Below are 17852 nucleotides of genomic sequence, written 5' to 3'. Positions count from 1 at the left end.
TCAGTCCTTCGGCCGCAGGCGGATCAGCGGCAGGTCCTTCTTCGACGCGCCGACCAGGTCCCGCCCACCAGGACCGCGAAGGCGCAGCTCACGGAACCGCACCGACGACAGCTGCGCGGCCTCGATCGGGTAGACGTCGCCGTAGCGCTTGATCTTGTCCACCAGCTCCTTGCCGAGCAGCTCGACGAGCCCCGCGTGCCGGGTCGCGCCGCCGCCCAGCGGCACGTCCAGCTGGGTGCGCACCTCGGGGAACCGCTGGTCCAGCTCGACGGCCAACTGGTGGATCGTGACGTAGGCGGGACCGAACTCGGCGGCGTCGGGTCCCGGCGGGATCTCCTTCAGCACCTTGATGAGCTTGTCGTCCATCCCGAGCTTTTCCCAGAGGGTCACGTCTTTTCCTCCACTAGCGGACGCCGATGGTCTACCAGAGGACCGGCACGCGGTCCACTCCCCCGGTGACACGGTTGGTCCGGACGCGGAGTTCATCGACCGGCACGGCCAGGCGCAGCCCGGGAAACCGGCGGAGCAGCGAACCGAACACGATCCGCAGTTCCGTGCGGGCCAGGCTCGCGCCGATGCAGAACCAGCCGCCGTAGGCGAAGCTGATGTGCGAGTTCGGCTTGCGGTCCGGGTCGAACGTCGCCGAGTCCGGGAACACGGCCGGATCCCGGTTCGCGGCGCCGAGCGCCAGCACCACCGCGTCACCACGGGCGATGGTGACGCCGCCGAGCTCGACGTCGTCGTGGGCGTAGCGCAGCACGCCGAGGCCGCTCGGCGCGGACAGCCGCAGGATCTCCTCGACCACGCCGTGCACGCGGCCTTCGGGGTCGGCGGCCAGCGCGTCGCGCCGGGCGAGGTCGGTGAGCAGGTACAGCACGCCGAGGTCGATCCGGTTGGACGTCGTCTCGTGGCCGGCGAACAGCAGGCCGGCGGCGAGCCGGGCGACGTCGTCGTCACCGAAGCCCGGGTCGTCGGCCTGGGCGCGGACCAGGTCGGAGACGACGTCCTGGGCGGGCTCGCGCCGTTTGGCCGCCGCGAGCTTGCCCATGTACGCGGCGAACTCGTCGAGCGCCGCGTCCGCGCCGTCGCCGATGTCCATCCGGCCCATCCGCTCCGACAGCACGCGGAAGGTGTCACGGTCTTCGTACGGGACGCCGAGCAGCTCGCAGATCACCAGCACGGGCAGCGGGAACGACAGGTGTTCGTGCAGGTCGACCGGCTCGTCCTGGTGCCGGGCGCGCTCCATCGCGGCGAAGCAGCCATCGGCGAGCTCCTGAATGTGACCGGCGAGCCGGCGGATCCGGTTGGCGGAGAACGCGGGCACGAGCAGCCGCCGCATCCGCGCGTGCTGGGTGTGCTCGGTCTCGTGGTCGCCCTGCGGGCGGCTGAGGATGGCCGCCTCGGAAAGCGCCGACGCCTCCTCGGGGGCCGGGTGCGAGCGGCCGAACCTCGGGTCGGTGAACACGGCGCGGACCTGCTCGAACCCGGTGACCAGCCAGGCCGGGTCGCCCGCGGGGGTGGTCACCGCGACCACCGGCCCCTGGCGGCGCAGCACCTCGAACTGGGGCGCGATCTCGAGGACGTTCGGCCGGTCGAACGGCAGGCGCGGGGTGTCCGTGGTGGCGGTCATCGGGATTTCTCCTCCCGGGGGCGCGGCCGGTCGGCGCGGACGGCCCATTCCCCCGGTCCCCCTGCGGTCCACGGTACCGAGGGTGGCCGTGATCAGGGGAAACGCTGCCCTTTCGGGCTAATGTCGCCCGGCTGTCCATAGTGGACGGATCAGCGCTTCGGGCCTTTCAGCACGCGCACCAGCACGACACCCGCCGCGAGCACGGCGGCGACGGCGACCAGGACCCACACCCAGCCGGGGATGCCGGTGGTGGTGTCGACGGCGGCGGGGTCGGCCACGGCGGGCGTCGCCGATGTCGTCGCCGTCGGTCCGGCCGCCGTCGTCGTCGCCGTCGCCGGGGCGGTGAGGGTGAAGTGCAGGATGCCGGTGACGTTGTCGCCGTCCTTGGCGATGACCTTCCAGGTCGCCGAGTAGGCCTGGGCGCCGCCCACCGGGGTCACGGGCACCGTCACGACCCCGCCCGCCACCGACGGCGTGCCGATCTGCCACCGGGCGCCGTCACGGCCGACGACCCGGAGCGGGTCCGGCGGCAGCGTGACCGGCTCGCCGAAGGTCAGCTGGATCTGCGCCGGAGCCGTCGCGAGCGAAGCGCCTTCAGCGGGCGAACTCGACACGAGCTCGGTGTGGGCCGAGGCGGGCCCGGCGAACACGACGAGCCCGGCGAGAGCGACCAGCACGGCTCCGGACGCACGACGAAGGATCATTCGGACATCCTGCCCTATCCCACCGGCCCGCCTCCGGTTCGGCCCCGGCCGGCCGGGGTACCTGTCCGGCGCAACCTCCGGGGCCGCTCGACCGTACTGCTCTCGGGGAGGATCCCCGGCGAGGAGGGAGCGGGATGCGCGGAACCGGGGTGGCGACCCTGCTCGGCTCGGTGCTGGTCACGGCGGCCTGCGCGGCACCGCACACGACGACGCCGAGCCCGATGGCGGAACCGGTCCCGTTGACCACCACGAGCCGCCCCGCGCCGCCCACGACCACACCGCCGCCCGCGCCGCCGTGCGCCGTCACCACCGGTGCCTGCGTGAGCCTGGCGCAGCGGCTGGCCTGGCTGCTGCGGGACGGCCGGGTCGTGCACGGCCCGGTCCCGGCCGGGTTCGGGACGCCGGAGGAAGCGACGCCGGCCGGGTCGTTCCACGTCGCGTGGAAGGACCGCGAGCACCGCAGCAGCGTCTACGGCACCGACATGCCCAATTCGGTGTTCTTCGCGGCCGGCGGTATCGCGTTCCACGCCGGGCCGCTGGACGCGCCTTCGCACGGCTGCGTCCACCTCACCGGCGCCGACTCGGTGGCGTTCTTCGACGGGCTGAACGTCGGGGACGCGGTCCAGGTCTTGTAGGCTCGGTCCCTTGCTGGACACACCTGCCGTCGTCTCCCGGCTGCGCGCCGCGGGCTGCGTGTTCGCCGAGGACGAGGCGGACCTGCTCGTCGCGGCCGCCTCGACCCCCGCCGAGCTCGACTCGCTGGTGGCACGCCGGGTCGCCGGGCTCCCGCTGGAGCACCTGCTCGGCTGGGCGGAGTTCCACGGCCTCCGCGTCGTCGTGCGGCCCGGGGTGTTCGTTCCCCGGCACCGCACGGAGTTCCTGGTCGACGTCGCCGTCTCGCTCGCGCCACCCGATCCGGTGGTTCTCGACCTCTGCTGCGGCTCGGGCGCGCTCGGTGCCGCGTTCGCCGCGGCGGTGCGGCCGCGTGAGCTGCACGCGACCGACGTCGAACCCGTCGCCGTCGAGTGCGCTCGCGTGAACCTCCCGGGCGCTCACGTCCACCAGGGCGATCTCTACGACGCTCTGCCGGCTGCCCTGCGTGGCCGCGTCGACGTCCTGCTGGCCAACGTGCCGTATGTCCCGTCGGAGGCGGTGGCGACCATGCCGCCGGAGGCCCGGCTGCACGAGCCCCTGGTGGCACTCGACGGCGGCGCGGACGGCCTCGACCTCGCCCGCCGGGTCGCCGCGGGCGCGCCGCGCTGGCTGGCGCCGGGCGGGACCGTGCTGATCGAATCGAGTGAACGGCAGGCGCCGGTGCTGCAGCGGGTCTTCGCCGCGGCCGGGTTGACGGCCGGGGTGCACGAGTCCGAGGAGCGGGGCGCAACCGTCGTGACCGGCACCGCGGAAATCTGATCTCACGTTCCGGCGCTCCCGGACGTCTACAGGGTGTGATCGTGAAACCGTTCGAGCAGATCGTGGCCGAGCACGGGCCGATGGTCCTGCGGGTGTGCCGGGCCGTGCTCGGCCCGGCCGACGCCGAAGACGCCTGGTCGGAGACCTTCCTGGCGGCCCTGAAGGCGTACCCCGGGCTGCCCGCCGACGCGAACGTCCAGGCGTGGCTCGTCACGATCGCGCACCGCAAGGCCGTCGACGTCACCCGCGCCCAGGCACGCGGCCCGGTCCCGGTCGGTGAGATCCCCGACCGGCCCGGCCACGCCGACACCCGCGACGGCGACCTGTGGGAGGCGCTGGCGAGGCTGCCGGACAAGCAACGGGCCGCCGTCGCCTACCACTACCTGGCCGGGCTGCCCTACCGCGAGATCGCGGAGATCACCGGGGGCAGCACCGACGCCGCCCGCCGGGCGGCCGCCGACGGCATCAAAGCCCTGCGGGCCACCTACCCCTTGGAAGGAGCGCACTCATGATCGACATCATCGCGTCGCTTCCGGTGTCCTACGAAGTCCTCCCGGACCGCCTGCACGAGCGGCTCACCGAAGCCGCTTCCCGGGAAGGGCTGCTGGACGTCGCCTACCGCACCGTCGACACCCCGGTCGGGTCGCTCCTGCTGGCCGCGACCGAGCGAGGCCTGGTCAAGGTGGCCTTCGACCGCCAGGACCACGAGGCCGTACTGGCGGCTCTGGCGACGGCGATCAGCCCGCGGATCCTGCGGGCACCCGCCCGGCTCGACCCGGTCGTCCGGCAGCTCGACGAGTACTTCACCGGCGGGCGGCGCGCCTTCGACGTCCCGCTGGACTTCCGGCTGGCCCGCGGGTTCCGCCTGTCCGTACTGGAGCACCTGCCGGAGATCGCCTACGGGCACACCGAGAGCTACGCGCAGGTCGCGGCGGCCGCGGGCAGCCCGAAGGCGGTCCGGGCGGTCGGCACGGCGTGCGCGCTCAACCCGTTGCCGGTGGTGGTGCCGTGCCACCGGGTCGTGCGGTCCGACGGGTCGTACGGCCAGTACGCGGGCGGCGAGGAAGCCAAGCGGACCCTGCTGACGATGGAGGCGGCGTGAACGTGTTCGAAAAGCGCGTCGCCAAGGCCGACTGGGACGCGGTGGCGGCGGAGGTCGACGACTACGGCTGCGCGCTCCTGCCGCGGCTGCTCACGCCCGCCGAGTGCGCCCGGCTGATCGCGCTGTGGGACGAGCCATCGCACTTCCGGGCGACGGTGAACCTGCGTCAGCACCGGTTCGGGGACCACGGCGACTACCGCTACTTCGCCGCGCCGTTTCCCGAGCCCGTCCAGCGGCTGCGCGAGGCGCTCTACCTCCGGCTGCTGCCGATCGCGCGGGACTGGTACGCCCGGCTCGGCCGCGAGGCGGAGTGGCCGTCCACTTTGGACGAGTGGCTGGCGGTCTGCCACGACGCCGGGCAGCGGCGGCCCACGCCGATCCTGCTGCGCTACGAGCCGGGCGGCTGGAACGCGCTGCACCGGGACCTCTACGGCGACAAGGTGTTCCCGCTGCAGGTCGTGATCAACCTCAACGACCCGGGCACCGACCACACCGGCGGCGAGTTCCTGTTGGTGGAGCAGCGGCCGCGGGCCCAGTCGCGCGGCACGGCGACCCTCATCCCGCAGGGCCACGGCCTGGTGTTCACGACCCGCGACAGGCCGGTCCGCTCGGCCCGCGGCTGGTCGGCGGCCCCGGTGCGCCACGGCGTCTCGGCGGTCCGCTCGGGCCGCCGGCACACGCTCGGCCTCGTGTTCCACGACGCGACATGACCACCCTCGAGCTCGAGGCGATCGTGGGGCTGATCGGCAAGGCCCGCCACATCGTCATCGGCACGGCGGCGGACCCGGCCTCGCGGGAGAACGGCGCGCGGATCGCAGCGGCGTGGGGCGGCTTGGTGCTGGCGACGGTGGCCTGGCCGGAGACGGCGGCGTCCTGGCTGCGCCAGGCCAGGCGGTTCGCGACGCCGGAGCCGGACATCTGGGTGGTCAGCGCGACACCGGCCGGCTGGGCCGGCATGGCGCGCCGGCTGCGGATGTCGACGTCGTGGAGTCCACATCGGACGATCCTCACCGCGGCGCTGTTGGATTCACTGTCGGATTTCCGGCTCACCGGCGTGCGCGGCGCCCGGGCCGACGGCACTACTTGGGAGGCATGATGGACCACACCGAGATCGATTCCCCGATCGGCTCGCTCACCCTCGTCGGCTCCGGCGGTGTCGTGACCGGGTTGTACTTCCCGGGCCACTGGACGCGGCCCGACCGGACCGCGTTCGGCACGCGTGAGGATTCGGCGTTCCCGGAAGCCGTTCGTCAGCTGAAGGAGTACTTCGCCGGACAGCGCACGGAGTTCGACGTGCCGATGCGGGCCGAGGGCGACGAGTTCCAGCGCGCCGTCTGGGCCGAGATCGCGAAGATCCCCTACGGCTCGACAGCGACGTACGGCGACCTCGCCCGGGCGGTCGGCGGGCTGCCGCACGAGGTCGGCGCGGCGGTCGGGCGCAACCCGCTGAGCATCCTGGTGGCGTGCCACCGCGTGGTCGGCAAGGGCGGCAAGCTCACCGGGTACGCGGGCGGGCTGAAACGCAAGGCGTTCCTGCTGGACCTGGAACGGCCGGAGGGCGAGGGCCTGTGGTGATCGGACACAGGTGATCAGACGCGGCCGAGCAGCATCGTCATGCCGAGGCCGGTCATGGTCACGGCGATCAGGACGTCGAGGACACGCCAGGCCACCGGCTTCGCGAAGACCCCGGCGAGCCTCCGCGCCCCGAACCCGAGCGCGCTGAACCAGACGGCGCTGGCGATTCCGGCGCCGACGCCGAACAGCCAGCGGCCGTCGCCGTGGGCGACCGCCACCGAGCCCAGCAGCAGGACCGTGTCGAGGTAGACGTGCGGGTTGAGCCAGGTGAACGCCACGCACGCGAGGACGGCCTTGCGCAGCGGCGTGCGTTCCTCGCCGATCGTCATGACCGACGGCCGGAACGCTCGTCGCGCGGCGAGTGCGCCGTAGCCGAGCAGGAACAGCCCGCCGCCGACGGCGATGACCCCGATCGCGGTCGGCCACTGCTTCAGGACGGCCCCGATCCCGCTGACGCCGAGCCCGATCAGGACGAGGTCGGACACCGCGCAGATGACGACCAGCGGGGCCACCGCGGCCCCACGCAGGCCTTGCTGCAGGAGGAAGGCGTTCTGGGAGCCGATCGCGACGATGAGCGACAGGCCGGTGCCGAAACCGGCGAGGAGGAGAGCGAGCACGACGTTCACGCTAGGTCGCCGCGGTGACGTTACTCCAGCTAAAGATTCTTACGTAAGATTAGCGTTCGTGATGTCGGATCTGCCACTCGACCAGGTCAAGACGCTGCTCGCCGTCGTGGACGAGCAAAGCTTCGACGCCGCTGCCGCGGTGCTGCACGTGACGCCGTCCGCGGTCAGCCAGCGGGTGAAAGCGCTGGAGCAGCGCACCGGCCGCGTCCTGCTGCTGCGCACGAAACCGGTCACGTTGACCGAGTCGGGCAAGGTCATCGCCCGCTTCGCGCGTTCACTGGCCCAGCTGGAGCAGGACGCGCTGACCGAACTCGGCCTCGGCTCCCCGGCCACCCGGACGGTCTCGATCGCGGTGAACGCCGACTCGCTGGCCACCTGGTTCCTCCCGGCGCTGGCGGCGGTCCCCGAAGACCTCGGCCTCTGCTTCGACCTGCAGCGAGAGGACCAGGACCACACGGCGGCGCTGCTGCGCGAAGGCTTGGTGATGGCGGCGGTCACGGCGGCCCCGCACCCGGTGCAGGGCTGCACGTCCCACCGCCTGGGCCGGATGCGCTACCGCGCGATGGCCAGCCCGGCGTTCGCCGCCCGGTGGCTGTCGTCCGGCCCGCTCGCCCAGCAGCTCCCCTCGGCACCGGTGATCGTCTTCGACCGCAAGGACGACGTCCAGGACCGCTTCCTGCGCGGCCTCACCCGCCGCCGCACGTTCACCATGGTCCGCCACCACATCCCGGCCTCGGAGTCCTTTGTAGACGCCGTCGCGGCCGGCTTCGGCTGGGGCATGGTCCCGGAACTCCAAGCCGTTTCCCGCGGCGACGCCCTGGTGGAGCTGGCCCCGGACCGGCCGCTCGACGTACCCCTGCACTGGCAGCAGTGGAAGCTCGACTCCCCGGCCCTCGCGGCCGTGGCCGAGGCGGTGGCCCGGGGCGCCAAGGAGTCGCTCCGCTGACCGGCGCCCCGGGAAAGTCCCGGCCACCGGACTGACAACCGTGCCGGCCGCAGGTCGCCAACGGTCACGACACCGGGGCCGGCGGCCCCGCCGGCAGGGCCGCCACCATGCCAGGACCCCGCTGCGGGCACCAGGGCCCGCCACCAGGAGCCCCACGGCGTCGGCAAGGCCCCACTGCCGCCAGGCCCCACCCCGCCGCCAGGGCCCTCACCGCGGCACCGGGGCCCACCACCCGGCACCGGGCCCGCCATCAGCGCCCGCCAGCCCTCCACCGGGACCTATCACCGCACCACCGGCGGCCGCCACCCCACCACCAGCGCCCATCACCGCACCACCGGCCCGCCGCCGCGCCACCCGGGGCCTCGCCGCACCACCGGAGCCCGCCGCGGCACCGTCGTCCGCCGGTGCATCGAGGCCGGTCGGTTCAGCTCCGTGTGCCCCCGAAGCCGTCCACTCCGTGTTCCACCAGGTCGAAGGCCTGGTCGACCACCGCGGCCTGCTCGCGCCGGACCACCGCGGCGTCGTCCCCCGCGAGGACCCGGCTCATCGCGTGGGCGAACACCGTGGTGATCGCCGTCGTCAGCAGGCCCGCCACCATGCGGGAGCGGAACGCTTCGCCCGTCTCCTCGGTGAGCACCTCCGCCAGCGCCTCCGCGATCTCGCGTTCCTGCTCGTACCACCGCGCTAGCAGCGCGGGGCTCGAGGTCAGCACCGACCAGAACCCGGGACCGCCCGCGATCGCGCCCGACAGCGGGTGGCCGGAGGCCAGCAGTCCGTGCTGGTGGCGGCGCAGAGCCGTGCACGGCGACGTGCCCGCCGGCCGGGAACGGACCACCGAGACCAGCTCCGCCAGCCGGTCCGCGTGCCGGTCGAGGAACAGGTCCTCCTTGCGGGGGAAGTAGTTGAACACCGTCATCTTCGAGACGCCTGCCGCTTCGGCGACCTCGGCGACCGTCACCTCGTCGAAGCCGCGCTGGACGAACAGGGCCGTGGCCACGTTCGAGATCAGCAGCCGGGTCGCCTGCTTCTTGCGCTCGCGCAGTCCAGGGTCCGCCATGGGCCGAGTATAGACCGAACCAAAAGTTTGACTCAGTAAAAGTTTTGCGGCATCCTCGGAGCCATGAACACGGATGTGGTGATCTCCGGGGGCGGACCGGTCGGCTTGATGCTGGCCTGTGAACTGCGGCTGGCGGGCGTGGACGTGCTCGTCGTCGAACGGCTGCCCGAGCCGGACCAGACGATCAAGGCCGGGTCGGTCAACCTGACCACGGCCGAAGCCTTCTACCGGCGAGGTCTGCTGCCCGCGATGGACGCGGTCGTGCAGCGGAACTTCGCGCAGATCCAGAAGTTCCTCGAATCCCGCGGCGGGGGCGGGCCGAAAGCCGTTCCGGTGGGGCACTTCGCCGGGATCATGGTCACCTCGGGCGGGGTCGACTTCGACGATCCCGCCTTCCGCGACGTCGGGCCCGCCGCCCGGGTGGTCGTGATCCAGCAACAGGACGTCGAGGCGATCCTGGCCGGACGCGCCGCCGAGCTGGGCGTCGAGGTCCGGCGGGGCGTCGAGCTCACCGGGTTCGACGCCGGCGACGACGGCGTGACCGTCCACCTCTCCGAGGGCGAGCCCGTGCACGCCGGTTGGCTCGTCGGCGCCGACGGCGGGCGGAGCCGGGTCCGCAAGCTGGCGGGATTCGAGTTCCCCGGCACCGATCCCGCCATCACCGGCCGGCAGGCGATGGCCGAGCTCACCGGTGCCGACGCGCTGCCCGCCGGGTGGCAGCACGGCACGGGCGGCCTTTACGTCCACGGGCCGACGCCCGGCCGGATGCTCACCGTCGAGTTCGACGGGCCGCCCGCTGACCGCGACGCGCCGATCACCGCACAGGAACTCGAAGACAGCTTCCGGCGGGTCTCCGGGGCGGACATCAGGGTGACGAAGGTCCACAGCGCGACGCGCTTCACGGACAACGCGCGCCAGGCGAGCACCTACCGCCAGGGCCGCGTGCTCCTGGCCGGCGACGCGGCGCACGTCCACTCACCCTTCGGCGGGCAGGGTCTCAACCTCGGCATCGGCGACGCCGTCAACCTGGGCTGGAAGCTCGCCGCGACCGTCCACGGCTGGGCGCCCGACGGCCTGCTCGACACCTACACGACCGAGCGGCACCCGATCGGCGAGTGGGTCCTCGAGTGGACCCGGGCGCAGGTCGCGCTGATGCGCAGCGACGTGCGGACCAAGGCGCTGCGCCAGGTGGTCACGGACCTGCTGCTCACCGGCGACGGCGCGACGTACCTGGCCAAGAAGCTCTCGGGCGTCCTGCACCGGTACCCGATCGACGGCGAGCACGACCTCACCGGCCGCGCGGCCCCGGACTTCGCGTTCGCCGACGGCACCCGCCTCGGCGAGCACCTCCAGGACGGCAAGGCGCTGGTGCTGGACCTCGCCGAGGACGCCGCCGTCCGCGAGACGGCGAGCGGCTGGGCCGGCCGGGTCCGGGTGCTGACCGCGAAGTGCGACAGCGAACCGGCCTTGACGGGCGTCCTGATCCGCCCGGACGGGCACATCGCCTGGGCGAGCGACGACGGCTCGACGGCCGGCCTCGAAGCGGCGCTACGGCGGTGGTTCGGCGAACCCGCCTGACGCACCGGGGGTGCCGGGCATGCCCGGCACCCCCGGCAGAATGGGCCGGTGATCGAACTCCACCCGCCGATCGAGCCCTATGACCACGGCCTGCTCGACGTCGGTGACGGACACCACGTGTACTGGGAGACCTGCGGCAACCCGGACGGCAAGCCGGCGGTGGTGCTGCACGGCGGGCCCGGCCAGGGCTGCACGCCGGGCATGCGACGGATGTTCGACCCGGCCCGCTACCGCGTCGTGCTGCTGGACCAGCGCGGCTGCGGCCGGAGCCGTCCGCACGCGGCCGATCCCGCGACCTCATTGCGGCACAACACCACCGGCCACCTCGTCGCCGACCTCGAACGGCTGCGGGAGCACCTCGGCATCGACCGCTGGCTGGTGACGGGCGGCTCGTGGGGCACGACGCTCGCGCTCGTGTACGCCGAGCGCTTCCCGCACCGCGTGACGGAGATCGTGGTCAGCGCGATCAGCACGACACGCCGGTCCGAGGTCGACTGGCTGTACCGCGGTGCCGGCCGCTTCTTCCCCGAAGCGTGGCAGCGCTTCCGCGACGGCGCCGGGGAAGACGACGTGGTCGGCGCCTACGCCCGGCTGATGGCCGACCCGGACCGGCGAAACAGCGCCGCCGTCGCGTGGATGAACTGGGAGGAAACGGTTCTCTCGCTCGAACCGGGCGCACCCGCCGGACTCCACAGTGGACCGCCGGACGACGCGCTGCTGGCGTTCGTCCGGCTCACCACGCACTACTACGCGCACGCCGGCTGGCTCGAGGAGGGCGCGGTGATCCGCGACGCCGGCCGCCTGGCCGGCATCCCCGGTGTCCTGATCCACGGCCGGCTCGACCTCAGCTGCCCGGTGACGACCGCGTGGGAGCTGGCCGAAGCGTGGCCGGGCGCCGAACTGCTCGTCGACGACCGGTCCGGGCACCACGCAAGCGACGTCAAACGCGCGTGGAAGCTCGCTGCCCTGGACCGGTTCGCCCGTCAGCCCGCGCCTACTTCTCGGCCGCCAGCTGCACGGCGACGTCGATGATCATGTCCTCCTGGCCGCCGACCAGGGCGAGCTCGCCGCAGCGGCGCAGGATCGCCTGCGCCGGGACGCCGTAGCGCTCCGCCGCCCGCTCGGCGTGCAGCAGGAAGCTCGAGTAGACCCCGGCCCAGCCCTGGACGATCGCGTTGCGGTCCATCTTCGGCCACCGGTGCAGGTACGGGCGGACCACCTCTTCGGCCGCGTCGAGCAGGCCGGCGACGTCGAGGCCCGTGTCGATCTCGAGGCGGTCGAACACCGCCGCGAGGACCTCCGTCGGCGAGTTGCCCGCGCCCGCGCCGAGCGCGCACAGCGAACCGTCGATGTAGCGGACGCCGGCTTCGTACGCCAGCACGGAGTTCGCCACGCCGAGCGAGAGGTTCTGGTGCCCGTGGTAGCCGACCCACGCCGTGTCGCCGACCTCGGCGACCAGGGCTTCGAAGCGGGCGCGGGCCTCGTGCATCAGCAGGGCGCCGGCCGAGTCCGTCACGTACGCCGCCTGGCAGCCCGCGTCCACCATGATCCGGGCCTGCTTCGCCAGGTCCTCCGGCGGCGTCCGGTGCGCCATCATGAGGAACCCGGCGGTCTCCATCCCGAGCTCCCGCGCCAGCCCGAAGTGCTGCGGCGACACGTCGGCCTCGGTGCAATGCGTCGCCACGCGCACCATCTCGGCCCCCGCGTCGAAGGCGCGCTGGAGGTCCTCGGCCGTCCCGATGCCCGGCACGAGCAGCACCGCGATCTTCGCCTGCTTCGCCTCTTCGCGCGCCGCCGCGATCAGCTTCAGTTCGTCGACGGCGGAAAAGCCGTAGGTGAACGACGAGCCGCCGAGGCCGTCGCCGTGGGTCACCTCGATCACCTCGACACCGGCCCGGTCGAGAGCGCGTACCGTGTCGCGCACCTGCTGCTCGGTGAAGCGGTGCGCCATCGCGTGACTGCCGTCGCGCAGCGTCGTGTCGATGATGCGGACGTCGTGCCGCAGTTCCGGCCGGGTCATGCGGACACCTCCTGCTTCGCGCGGGCCATCAGCTCGCCCACGCGGGCGGCCGCGGCGGTCATGATGTCGAGGTTGCCTGCGTACTCGGGCAGGTAGTCGCCGTTGCCGCGGACCTCGAGGAAGATCCCGACCCGGGCGTTGCCGTCCCAGTCCTCGCGCGCGTCGTCGAACTGCGGATCCGCGCGCAGCGTGTAACCGGGGACGTACTTGCGCACCTCGTCGACCATCTCGTGGATCGACGCGGTGATCGCCTCGCGGTCGGCGTCGAGGGGGATCGCGCAGAACACCGTGTCCCGCATGATCATCGGCGGCTCGACCGGGTTGAGGATGATGATCGCCTTGCCGCGGCCCGCTCCGCCGATCTCGGCCACCGCCTGCGACGTCGTGCGCGTGAACTCGTCGATGTTCGCCCGCGTCCCCAGCCCGGCGCTGCGGGAAGCCACCGAGGCGACGATCTCCGCGTACGGCACCGGGACCACCCGGGAAACGGCGTGCACCATCGGGATCGTGGCCTGCCCGCCGCAGGTGATCATCGAGACGTTCGGGGCTTCGAGGTGCGCGCCGAGGTTCACCGGCGGGCACACCATCGGGCCGAGGTGCGCGGGTGTCAGGTCGATCGCCTGGATGCCCGCTTCCTCGTACCGCGGCGCGTTCGCGGCGTGCGCCTTCGCCGACGTCGCCTCGAACACCAGCTCCGGCAGCGGGTCCTGGCGCAACAGCCAGTCGACGCCTTCCGCGGAGGCTGGGATGCCCTGGGCGCGGGCGCGTTCGAGCCCGTCGGACTCGACCACCCCGACCACGTAACCGACTTCGAGTACTTCACTGCGTCGCAGCTTCGCCAGCAAATCGGTGCCGATGTTGCCGGGGCCGACGATCGCCGCCATCACGGGAGCCATGTCCCGACCGTCGCACCGCCGCCGCGGCCGGCGACAGTCAGGCGTTCCGTTCACCGGAACGCACGCGGCCCGTGCCCCGGACGGCCAGCGCGGCGACGGCGGCGGCCACTCCCCCGCAGGTCATGACGGCCGGCACCGACACCGCGTCCACCACGAACCCGCCGGCCAGCGCCCCGGCGGAGAGCGTCGCCTGGAAGGACGCCGTGAACAGGACGGTCGCCGCCTCGGGCGCGTCCGGCGCCGCGCGGGCGTACCACGCCTGGGAGCAGACCGGCACCGCGCCGTAGGCGGCGCCCCACACCACGAGCGTCACGAGGGCGCCGACCGGGCCGGTGTGCGGCAGGACGAAGACCGCCCCCGCGATCAGCGCCGCCGCCACGGCGAAGGCGGACCGGTTCCGCCCCGCCAGGAAGGTGCCCGCGATCCCGGCGGCACCGTAGGCCAGCAGGTAGGCGCTGAGCACGTCCGGCCGGACGACGTCCCGCAGCAGCGGGGTGACGTAGGTGTAGGTGCCGAAGTGGGCCAGCACGACGAGGAACGTCACGATCAGTCCACTGCGGACTCCGGGACGACGCAGCAGTCCGCTCAGGACACTCAGCCGGGTGACCGCCGCCGGCGGCAGCGGCGGGGTGCAGACGAGCAGGGCGGCGGCGGTGGCGAGGCTCAGGACGCCGAGCAGGAGGAAGGCACTCCGCCAGCCCGCGAACTGCCCGAGCAGGGTGCCGAGCGGAACGCCCAACACCGAGCCGAGCGGGACGGCGGAGAAGATCACCGCGGTCGCCCGCCCGGCGGCCGCCGGGCCGACGAGCCGGGGCGCCAGGCCCGCGCCGATCGACCAGAAGCCGCCGATGACGAGCCCGACGAGGAACCGGGCGGTCAGCAGTACCCAGAACGCCGGCGCGGCCGCGGCGAGGAACCCGGCGGCCGCGAGCAGGACCATGAGGACGGCCAGCATCAGCCGCCGGTCGGCCCGCCCGGTCGCGACCGTGACCGCCGGCGCGGCGACGGCGGCGACGAACCCGGGCACGGTCATGGTCCAGCCGGCGGTCCCGGCCGAGACGCCGAACCCGGCCGCGATCGGCATCAGGAGGCCGATCGGCAGGATCTCGGTGGTGACGATGGCGAAGATCCCGGCGTTCACCGCGAAAACGGCGGGCCACCGGGGCGAAGGGGCGTTCATGAGGCCCCAGTGAACCGGCGGCGGAGCACGCCGGCTGGCAGGTTCGCGACAGCTTGATCGCCACGGCGGGTGACGTCGGATTCCCGCCAGGACCGGTCCGGCCGGGTCCCGCGGCGGCGCCGGGGCCCGGCCGGAACTCCCTACAGCTCCTGGTGGTCCGCGTGCTCCACCCGGGCCTGGTCCACCGGGCGGCCGTCGCTGACGCGGAAGTCGTCCACGCCGTCGAGCACGAACGTCGGTGTCCCCGCGACCTTGTCGGCCCGGCAGTGGTGGACGTCCGCGTCGGCCACGTCCCGCAGGACGAACGCCGGGCGCGTGTCCGGCTTGCCGAACCGCACGTCCACGTTGTCCCAGCTGATTCCCCTGGCGTGGCGCACGAAGAAGCCGTACGCCGGGAGCGTGCCGAACATCGACGGCTCCGGGTACGCGGTTTCCAGCTCCGGCGGGTTCTGCACGGCGTCGCCCGGGGTGAGGCCGCCCGCCAGGTGGTGGCGGATGTTGCTCACCTTCACGTCTTCGATGGGGTGCCCCGGGATCCCGGCGAAGCACGACGGGTAACGCGGATCCGCGTCGATCGTCGTGACGCCGCTGATGCTCACCCGGCGCAGGAAGCCGACCGGGATCCCCGCCGGCCCGCGCATCCGCGCGCCCAGCCGGAGGAACAGCGGCATCTGGACGTTGCGCATCGTCAGGTTGCCGATCGTGACGTCCTCCAGCCAGCCGCCGTCGACCGTTTCCAGTGCCAGGCCGCGGCAATGCTCGAAGACCACGTTCGAAATCGCGATGTTGCGGAAGCCGCCGTTGGACTCGGTGCCGAACTTGACGCGGCCGGTGCGGCCGTACGACGCCGCCGTCTTGAAGGTGCCGTCCACGAGCGTGCCGAGGTCGTAGCCGCTGACGAAACAGTTGTCGATGGTGACGTTTTCGGTGTCGCGCACCTGGTTCAGCGCGTACGTGCTCTTGAGCACGATGGCGTCGTCGTTGGGCGAGTTCACCGTCGTGTTGGCGATCCGGACGTTCTTGCAGCAGTCGACGTTGATGCCGTCGCGGTTGGTGTCGATCACGACGCCGTCGATGCGGAAGTTGTCGACGCCGGTGGGGAGGATGCCGAAGTGACCGCCGTTGACGATCGTGATGTCGCGGATCGCGACGTTGCGGCACAGCTTGAGCGCGATCGCCTTGTTCCCGTTGAGCGGCGCGGATTCCGCGCTCCCGCCGGCCACCAGGCCCTTGCCGTCGATCTTGCCCGGCCCCTCGATGGTGACGTTCTCCAGGTTCTCGCCCCAGATCAGGCTGTTGTGCCAGTGGCTGTGCCCGAAGTCCTGGTACGGGTTGCCCGCGCCCGGTTCGGCGGGGTCGTAGCCCTGGCCGCCGGCCGGGGCGGCGCCGAGGATCGTCGCGTTCGCCGCGAGGTACAGCGCGATGTTGCTCTTGAGGTGGATCGAATAGCTCGCGTACGTCCCGGCCGGGAAGTACACGGTCCCGCCGCGTGCGGCGGCCGCGTCGATCGCGCGGTTGATCGCGGCCGTGTCGATGGTGCGCCCGTCGCCTTTCGCGCCGAACTTCGTGACGTCGAAGAAGCGGCCCGGCTGGCCCGCGAATTCCTCAGCCGCGGCGGCCGGAGATCCGACCAATGGCAGTGCCGCACCCGCAGCGCCTGCGGCTCCCCAGGCGACGGCACGGCGGCGGCTCAACGGTCTTCCCACGACAACTCCCTTATTTCGCCCTGGCGAAAGCACGTCAAGGTGCTTCCGACGGCGGATCGGGATGCGTCTTCAGCTAAGAGCAAATGATCGGATGAGTCAAGCTCGTCCCCGCCCGTAGGCGGGGACGAGCCCGAACTTCAGTCCAGCACTTCCCGGACGGTGCCCGCGGCGACCGTCAGCCGGCCCTCGCGCATCGCGAACCCGAGGCCGGGGCTCATCGCGACCGGCTGGCCCAGCTCGACCGTCAGCTCCGCTTCGTCGCCCGGCCGGACGACCGTGACGCCTTCGGCGAGGGCGACCACCCCGACGACGTCGCTGGTGCGGAAGTGGAACTGCGGCCGGTAGTTCGCCGCGAACGGCGTCCGCCTGCCGCCCTCGGCGGCCGACAGCACGTGGACGTCCGCGCGGAACCGCGTGTGCGGCCGGACGCTGCCCGGCAGGCAGACGACCTGGCCGCGGCGGACCTCGCCGCGCTTCACCCCGCGCAGCAGCACCGCGGCGTTGTCACCCGCCTCGGCGCGGTCCATCGGCTTGCCGAACGTCTCGAGCCCGGTGGCCACGCTGGTCACCGCCGGGCCGAGCCCGATCACCTCGACCGCGTCGCCGACGGCGAGGGTGCCCTGCTCCACCGCGCCGGTCACGACGGTGCCGCGGCCGGTGATGGTGAGGACGTTCTCGATCGGCATCAGGAACGGCAGGTCGAGCCGCCGCGGCGGGATCGGCACGTGCTCGTCGACGGCTTCCAGGAGGTCGAGGATCCGCCGCGTCCACAGCGGGTCGCCCTCGAGGGCGCGCAGGCCGGAGACGCGGACCACGGGCACGGCGTCGCCGTCGAACCCGTAGCGCGTCAGCAGCTCGCGGACCTCGAGCTCGACCAGGTCGAGCAGGTCCTCGTCGTCGGCGAGGTCGGCCTTGTTGAGCGCGACGACGAGGTGCTCGACGCCGATCCGGCGTGCGAGGACAACGTGCTCGCGGGTCTGCGGCATGGCGCCGTCCTGCGCCGAAACCACGAGCACGGCGCCGTCCAGCTGGGCCGCGCCGGTGATCATGTTCTTGACGTAGTCGGCGTGGCCCGGCATGTCGACGTGCGCGTAGTGCCGGGTCGGCGTCTCGTACTCGACGTGCGCGATGTTGATGGTGATGCCGCGCTCGATCTCCTCCGGCGCGCGGTCGATGCGGTCGAAGGCGACGTAGCGGTTGGTCCCACCCTGCTCGGCCAGGACCTTGGTGATGGCCGCGGTGAGGGTGGTCTTGCCGTGGTCGACGTGGCCCATCGTGCCGATGTTCAGGTGCGGCTTGGTCCGCACGTAGTGTTGCTTGGTCATGGTTTTCCCTGCGCTGGAAGAAGAATGCGCGAAACCGGCGGAGCGCGTCGACCCTCCCCCGGCGGTTTCGCGCCCAGGGCGGGGGAAATCGGGG

At 72.7% G+C, this 17852-nt stretch carries 20 protein-coding genes; 10 read left to right on the top strand and 10 right to left on the bottom strand.

Annotation, left to right across the window (positions count from 1 at the left end; translation table 11 throughout):
- The 3 genes from AB0G28_RS33890 to AB0G28_RS33880 all read right to left on the bottom strand — a co-directional run bounded on the left by AB0G28_RS33890 (window position 1) and on the right by AB0G28_RS33880 (window position 2334).
- Window positions 1-390, bottom strand: a complete 390-nt coding sequence (locus AB0G28_RS33890) for a hypothetical protein (protein WP_361098597.1) — start codon at window positions 388-390, stop codon at window positions 1-3.
- Between the two features lie 31 nt (window positions 391-421).
- A complete protein-coding gene (locus AB0G28_RS33885; protein WP_361098594.1) occupies window positions 422-1630 on the bottom strand; it encodes a cytochrome P450 in 1209 nt (402 codons plus the stop codon).
- Between the two features lie 149 nt (window positions 1631-1779).
- Window positions 1780-2334 (bottom strand): copper resistance CopC family protein, encoded by a 555-nt coding sequence (locus tag AB0G28_RS33880; RefSeq protein ID WP_361098591.1) that lies wholly within the window; start codon window positions 2332-2334, stop codon window positions 1780-1782.
- 134 nt (window positions 2335-2468) lie between these two features.
- On the opposite strand from AB0G28_RS33880, the gene AB0G28_RS33875 reads away from it, so the two are divergent.
- From AB0G28_RS33875 to AB0G28_RS33845, 7 genes are read left to right on the top strand one after another with little or no spacing between them, the layout of a single operon-like run.
- Window positions 2469-2969 carry a L,D-transpeptidase gene (locus AB0G28_RS33875; RefSeq protein WP_361098588.1) on the top strand — a complete coding sequence of 167 codons (501 nt, stop codon included), beginning with the start codon at window positions 2469-2471 and terminating at the stop codon, window positions 2967-2969.
- A gap of 13 nt (window positions 2970-2982) precedes the next feature.
- On the top strand, window positions 2983-3747 hold the full coding sequence (locus AB0G28_RS33870) for a putative protein N(5)-glutamine methyltransferase (RefSeq protein ID WP_361098679.1): 765 nt from the start codon (window positions 2983-2985) through the stop codon (window positions 3745-3747).
- 35 nt (window positions 3748-3782) lie between these two features.
- A complete protein-coding gene (locus tag AB0G28_RS33865) occupies window positions 3783-4259 on the top strand; it encodes a sigma-70 family RNA polymerase sigma factor (protein WP_361098585.1) in 477 nt (158 codons plus the stop codon).
- A complete protein-coding gene (locus AB0G28_RS33860) occupies window positions 4256-4849 on the top strand; it encodes a methylated-DNA--[protein]-cysteine S-methyltransferase (protein WP_361098582.1) in 594 nt (197 codons plus the stop codon). The genes AB0G28_RS33865 and AB0G28_RS33860 overlap by 4 nt, the downstream gene beginning before the upstream one ends.
- A complete protein-coding gene (locus AB0G28_RS33855) occupies window positions 4846-5559 on the top strand; it encodes a 2OG-Fe(II) oxygenase (RefSeq protein ID WP_361098579.1) in 714 nt (237 codons plus the stop codon). The genes AB0G28_RS33860 and AB0G28_RS33855 overlap by 4 nt, the downstream gene beginning before the upstream one ends.
- Window positions 5556-5945 carry a hypothetical protein gene (locus AB0G28_RS33850; protein ID WP_361098576.1) on the top strand — a complete coding sequence of 130 codons (390 nt, stop codon included), beginning with the start codon at window positions 5556-5558 and terminating at the stop codon, window positions 5943-5945. Before AB0G28_RS33855 ends, AB0G28_RS33850 begins: the two co-directional genes overlap by 4 nt.
- Window positions 5945-6424 (top strand): methylated-DNA--[protein]-cysteine S-methyltransferase, encoded by a 480-nt coding sequence (locus tag AB0G28_RS33845; protein ID WP_361098573.1) that lies wholly within the window; start codon window positions 5945-5947, stop codon window positions 6422-6424. Before AB0G28_RS33850 ends, AB0G28_RS33845 begins: the two co-directional genes overlap by 1 nt.
- A 14-nt stretch (window positions 6425-6438) precedes the next feature.
- Here AB0G28_RS33845 and AB0G28_RS33840 read toward each other — a convergent pair whose 3' ends face one another.
- Entirely contained in the window at window positions 6439-7041 is a 603-nt protein-coding gene (locus AB0G28_RS33840) for a LysE family transporter (RefSeq protein WP_361098570.1), read from the bottom strand.
- 67 nt (window positions 7042-7108) lie between these two features.
- Between AB0G28_RS33840 and AB0G28_RS33835 the strand changes: the two genes are divergently transcribed.
- Window positions 7109-7996: a LysR family transcriptional regulator ArgP gene (locus AB0G28_RS33835; protein ID WP_361098567.1), complete on the top strand. Its 888-nt coding sequence runs from the start codon at window positions 7109-7111 to the stop codon at window positions 7994-7996.
- Between the two features lie 424 nt (window positions 7997-8420).
- Here the strand turns inward: AB0G28_RS33835 and AB0G28_RS33830 are convergent, their stop codons facing one another.
- Window positions 8421-9053, bottom strand: coding sequence for a TetR/AcrR family transcriptional regulator (locus AB0G28_RS33830; protein WP_361098564.1), 633 nt, complete (start codon window positions 9051-9053; stop codon window positions 8421-8423).
- Window positions 9054-9116: 63 nt separating this feature from the next.
- Between AB0G28_RS33830 and AB0G28_RS33825 the strand changes: the two genes are divergently transcribed.
- Together AB0G28_RS33825 and pip are read left to right on the top strand one after the other, a co-directional pair.
- Window positions 9117-10631: an FAD-dependent monooxygenase gene (locus AB0G28_RS33825; RefSeq protein ID WP_361098561.1), complete on the top strand. Its 1515-nt coding sequence runs from the start codon at window positions 9117-9119 to the stop codon at window positions 10629-10631.
- 48 nt (window positions 10632-10679) lie between these two features.
- Entirely contained in the window at window positions 10680-11663 is a 984-nt protein-coding gene (gene pip / locus AB0G28_RS33820) for a prolyl aminopeptidase (RefSeq protein ID WP_361098558.1), read from the top strand.
- Here the strand turns inward: pip and dmpG are convergent.
- From dmpG to tuf, 5 genes are all read right to left on the bottom strand, one after another.
- Window positions 11626-12651 carry a 4-hydroxy-2-oxovalerate aldolase gene (gene dmpG / locus AB0G28_RS33815; RefSeq protein WP_361098555.1) on the bottom strand — a complete coding sequence of 342 codons (1026 nt, stop codon included), beginning with the start codon at window positions 12649-12651 and terminating at the stop codon, window positions 11626-11628. The two genes, pip and dmpG, sit on opposite strands and share 38 nt — an antisense overlap.
- Complete coding sequence (locus AB0G28_RS33810) at window positions 12648-13547, bottom strand: acetaldehyde dehydrogenase (acetylating) (protein ID WP_361098552.1); 900 nt, start codon at window positions 13545-13547, stop codon at window positions 12648-12650. Before AB0G28_RS33810 ends, dmpG begins: the two co-directional genes overlap by 4 nt.
- 37 nt (window positions 13548-13584) lie before the next feature.
- Window positions 13585-14727 (bottom strand): MFS transporter, encoded by a 1143-nt coding sequence (locus AB0G28_RS33805; protein ID WP_361098549.1) that lies wholly within the window; start codon window positions 14725-14727, stop codon window positions 13585-13587.
- Between the two features lie 140 nt (window positions 14728-14867).
- Window positions 14868-16361, bottom strand: a complete 1494-nt coding sequence (locus tag AB0G28_RS33800; RefSeq protein ID WP_361098676.1) for a glycoside hydrolase family 28 protein — start codon at window positions 16359-16361, stop codon at window positions 14868-14870.
- 209 nt (window positions 16362-16570) lie between these two features.
- Complete coding sequence (gene tuf, locus AB0G28_RS33795) at window positions 16571-17758, bottom strand: elongation factor Tu (protein WP_361098546.1); 1188 nt, start codon at window positions 17756-17758, stop codon at window positions 16571-16573.
- Window positions 17759-17852 lie beyond the last annotated feature (94 nt).

The organism is Amycolatopsis sp. NPDC021455, from assembly GCF_040640995.1.
GTDB lineage: Bacteria > Actinomycetota > Actinomycetes > Mycobacteriales > Pseudonocardiaceae > Amycolatopsis.
The sequence above is the reverse complement of the archived record's forward strand: the minus strand, read 5'-3'. Positions and strand labels throughout refer to the sequence as shown.